Genomic DNA, 3,251 nt, shown 5'->3' with positions numbered 1-3,251 from the left:
GCCCCATACTGCTGATCGTAAACTGGACTATCTCTTCTGTATCCGGGTGTTTCCGGGAGACCTTTTGTAAAGGACGAATACGATGGTAGGTGACGTCTGAAGGAATGAGAAATCCGTCGGCATCATAACTGCTGACAGAATCCTGGTGCCGATACTCGTCAATACGTAACGCGACCTCGCCCCCTACTGCTAACAGAATGAGCGTCACAAGGGCTAGCGTTAAATGCTTGAGCCAGCGCAGACGGGAACGAATCATCTTCAATGATCAGAATACCGATGTTAAGTTTCAGACCGGGTAATCGGAGACCCGTTCATGGAATTGAGCAACAAAACAGACGGGATTCTAAGTTTGATCCAGATTTACAGCAATATGAGTCTGTCAGCACCTCTGCGGAGTTTCCTGAATCGTTCCTGTGATCCCATTGAAAAAACTCTCCCGAAAGCATAAGTTGCATCCTCTGCAAATAAACGGACAACTCGGTAGCGTTTCGCATCATCCCTCTTTTTTGTCAAAGCCTCCCTATGAGTACCCACTCCACCGCCTCTTCCATTAAAGTCAATTCCAAACAGGCATTACAGCTCGTCACCGACCTGATGGCCATTCCCGGTAAAAGTGGGGAAGAAGGCCAGATTGCCGCAGAAATTGTGGGACGGATGCGCAAAGCCGGCCTGCCTGAGGAGTGGATTACCTTCGACACTGCCCATAAGAAAAGCCCTATTGGCGGTGAGACGGGAAATTTGATCGTAAAACTTCCCGGAACGATTAAAGGACCTCGACGACTGCTTATGGCGCATATGGATACCGTCCCGCTCTGTGTCGGAGCAGAACCGGTCAAAAAAGGAAATCAGATTCATTCAAAAAGCCCGCAGACCGCGCTGGGCGCAGACGACCGTGCAGGATGTAGCGTCATCCTGAATGCCTTGCTCACCATTCTGGAGCAGGAACTGCCGCACCCCCCTTTAACGTTCTGCTGGATGGTACAGGAAGAAATCGGTCTGGTAGGCGTCCGACATCTGACAACCGGAAAACTTGGAAAACCAGCTCTATGTTTTAACTGGGACGGTAAACTGGCTGACATGATCTGTATGGGAGCCACCGGTGATTCCGGGATGCTGATTCAAATTCAAGGCATCGCCAGCCATGCAGGCGCTCATCCGGAACTGGGAGTCAGTGCCGCTGTCATCGCGGGCAAGGCCATCGATGATCTCTCCACAAATGGCTGGCACGGCCTCGTAATCAAAGGTAAAAATACCGGCTCCAGCAATATTGGCGTCATTTCCGGGGGAGCCGCCACAAATGTGGTCATGCCCGAATTAACCATCAAGGCGGAAGCGCGCAGCCATAATCCCCGCTTTCGACAAAAAATTCTGAATGAATTCAAAAAAGCGTTCCAGAAGTCTGCCAAATCCCTGAAAAACAGTGCCGGAAAGCGGGGCAACGTTTCCTTTGAATCGCATTTGAAATATGATTCCTTTCGACTTTCAGAAGAGGACCCCGCAGTAAAAACCGCGAAACGCGCCATTCAAACACTGGGGGGCCAACCGCAATTGACGATCAGCAATGGAGGTCTGGACGCGAACTGGATGGCCGCACACGGTTTTCCCACAGTGACTATGGGGTGTGGCCAGCAGGATATCCATACTACGAACGAAACATTGATGATCGATGACTATCTCAAAGCCTGCCAGATTGGTCTGCTGCTGGCCACTGCGACTGAAACTGATTGAAACACAACACAACCCCAGTAACGTCAAGCAAAGATCTGTATTGAATGAGCGATCCATCCCCTTCCTTCAAAGAAATGTGGAGCACACTTCAGAGTCTGGTAAATCACCGTTTGTCAGAATCACTCGATCTCTCGCCAGATTGCCCGTCGATTCTCAGGGAAGCAATGTCTTATAGCCTCTCAGCGGGGGGAAAACGGCTTCGTCCGATTCTGGTTCTACTCAGTTGCGAAGCCTGTGGTGGCGAAATGGAAGCGGCGTTGCCCGCTGCCTGTGCGATTGAAATGGTGCACACCTACTCCCTGATTCATGACGATTTGCCGGCGATGGACGATGATGATCTTCGCAGGGGAATTCCCACCAGTCATATCAAATTCGGTGAAGCCAACGCCATCCTGGCCGGAGATGCGTTATTGACCCGCGCATTTGAAATTCTGGCAAGTCAGATTAAAGTAAAGTCCTGTGCAGCAGAATGTTGTGTCGATCTTGCCAACGCAGCCGGTGCTGTGGGAATGGTCGGCGGACAAGTCGCCGATTTAGAGTCTGAGCACCGGGAACACTCCACTTTGGAAGAACTGGAAGCAATTCACCGCAGAAAAACGGGACGACTGATCTGCAGTGCTCTGACAATGGGAGCCAGGATCGGTGGTGCGGATGCTGTAATCCTGGAAAGGCTGGAGAGATACGGCACCTGCATAGGCTTGGCATTCCAAATTACCGATGACCTGCTTGATTTAACCGGCGATAAAGAAAAAATGGGAAAAGGCGTGCGAAAAGACGCGGAACACGGTAAATTAACCTACCCATCCCTGATTGGTGTTGATGAAAGTCGCCGGCGCGCTCAAAATTTGATTGACGAAGCGTGCCTCTCGATCGCCCCACTAGGGAGCCACGGCCAACGATTGGAAGAACTGGCCCATTTTATATTGGAACGAGACCACTGATGAAAATCGAAATTCTACCACGGATCAAGTCACCGCTTGATATGCAAACTTTATCCGGGAGTGAACTCGAAACACTGGCTGCAGAAATTCGTGAAGTTTTGTGTACGGTCGTGGAAGATCGGTCGGCACACTTTGCCAGTAACCTCGGAGTCGTAGAACTCTGTATCGCCTTGCATATTGCTTTCGACTTTTCGCAGGACCGACTCATCTGGGATACCGGACATCAGATTTATCCCCACAAATTAATCACTGGTCGTTACTCCCAGATTTCCACGATCCGCCGCAAAGGCGGGCTGATGGGATATCCGAATCCGGAAGAAAGCGACTATGACCTGTTCATGACCGGGCACGCTGGTGCCAGCGTTTCCACAGTGTTAGGTTTGAAAGCCGGCGACGATCTGACCGGTAAAACCAGCCGCAAATCAGTAGCCGTGATTGGCGATGGCGCACTCCCTTCAGGCGTCGTTTTCGAAGCCATGAATAATGCAGCGGGTTTGAATAAAGATGTCCTGGTCATTCTCAATGATAATAAAATGGGAATTTGTCCACGCGTCGGAGGACTGGCAAAGTATCTCGATAAAG

4 protein-coding genes are annotated in these 3,251 nt (G+C 50.7%); 3 read left to right on the top strand and 1 reads right to left on the bottom strand.

Annotated features, from left to right (window positions below; genetic code table 11):
- On the bottom strand, window positions 1-256 hold a 256-nt coding region (locus Q0294_RS00620; protein WP_299459619.1), incomplete at its 3' end, for a hypothetical protein.
- 266 nt (window positions 257-522) lie between these two features.
- On the opposite strand from Q0294_RS00620, the gene Q0294_RS00615 reads away from it, so the two are divergent.
- From Q0294_RS00615 to Q0294_RS00605, 3 genes are all read left to right on the top strand, one after another.
- Window positions 523-1,728, top strand: a complete 1,206-nt coding sequence (locus tag Q0294_RS00615; protein ID WP_299459590.1) for a M20/M25/M40 family metallo-hydrolase — start codon at window positions 523-525, stop codon at window positions 1,726-1,728.
- 44 nt (window positions 1,729-1,772) lie between these two features.
- A complete protein-coding gene (locus Q0294_RS00610) occupies window positions 1,773-2,669 on the top strand; it encodes a polyprenyl synthetase family protein (RefSeq protein ID WP_299459587.1) in 897 nt (298 codons plus the stop codon).
- On the top strand, window positions 2,669-3,251 hold a 583-nt coding region (locus tag Q0294_RS00605; protein WP_299459584.1), incomplete at its 3' end, for a 1-deoxy-D-xylulose-5-phosphate synthase N-terminal domain-containing protein. The genes Q0294_RS00610 and Q0294_RS00605, both read left to right, overlap by 1 nt.

The organism is uncultured Gimesia sp. (assembly GCF_937919775.1).
Classification (GTDB): domain Bacteria; phylum Planctomycetota; class Planctomycetia; order Planctomycetales; family Planctomycetaceae; genus Gimesia.
This window is presented reverse-complemented; position numbering and strand designations above follow the sequence as displayed.

What these genes read in the sequence shown, in the direction of transcription:
- Q0294_RS00610 (WP_299459587.1), top strand. Translation starts at nt 1,773, where the DNA reads ATGAGCGATCCATCCCCTTCCTTCAAAGAAATGTGGAGCACACTTCAG.
- Q0294_RS00615 (WP_299459590.1), top strand. Translation starts at nt 523, where the DNA reads ATGAGTACCCACTCCACCGCCTCTTCCATTAAAGTCAATTCCAAACAG.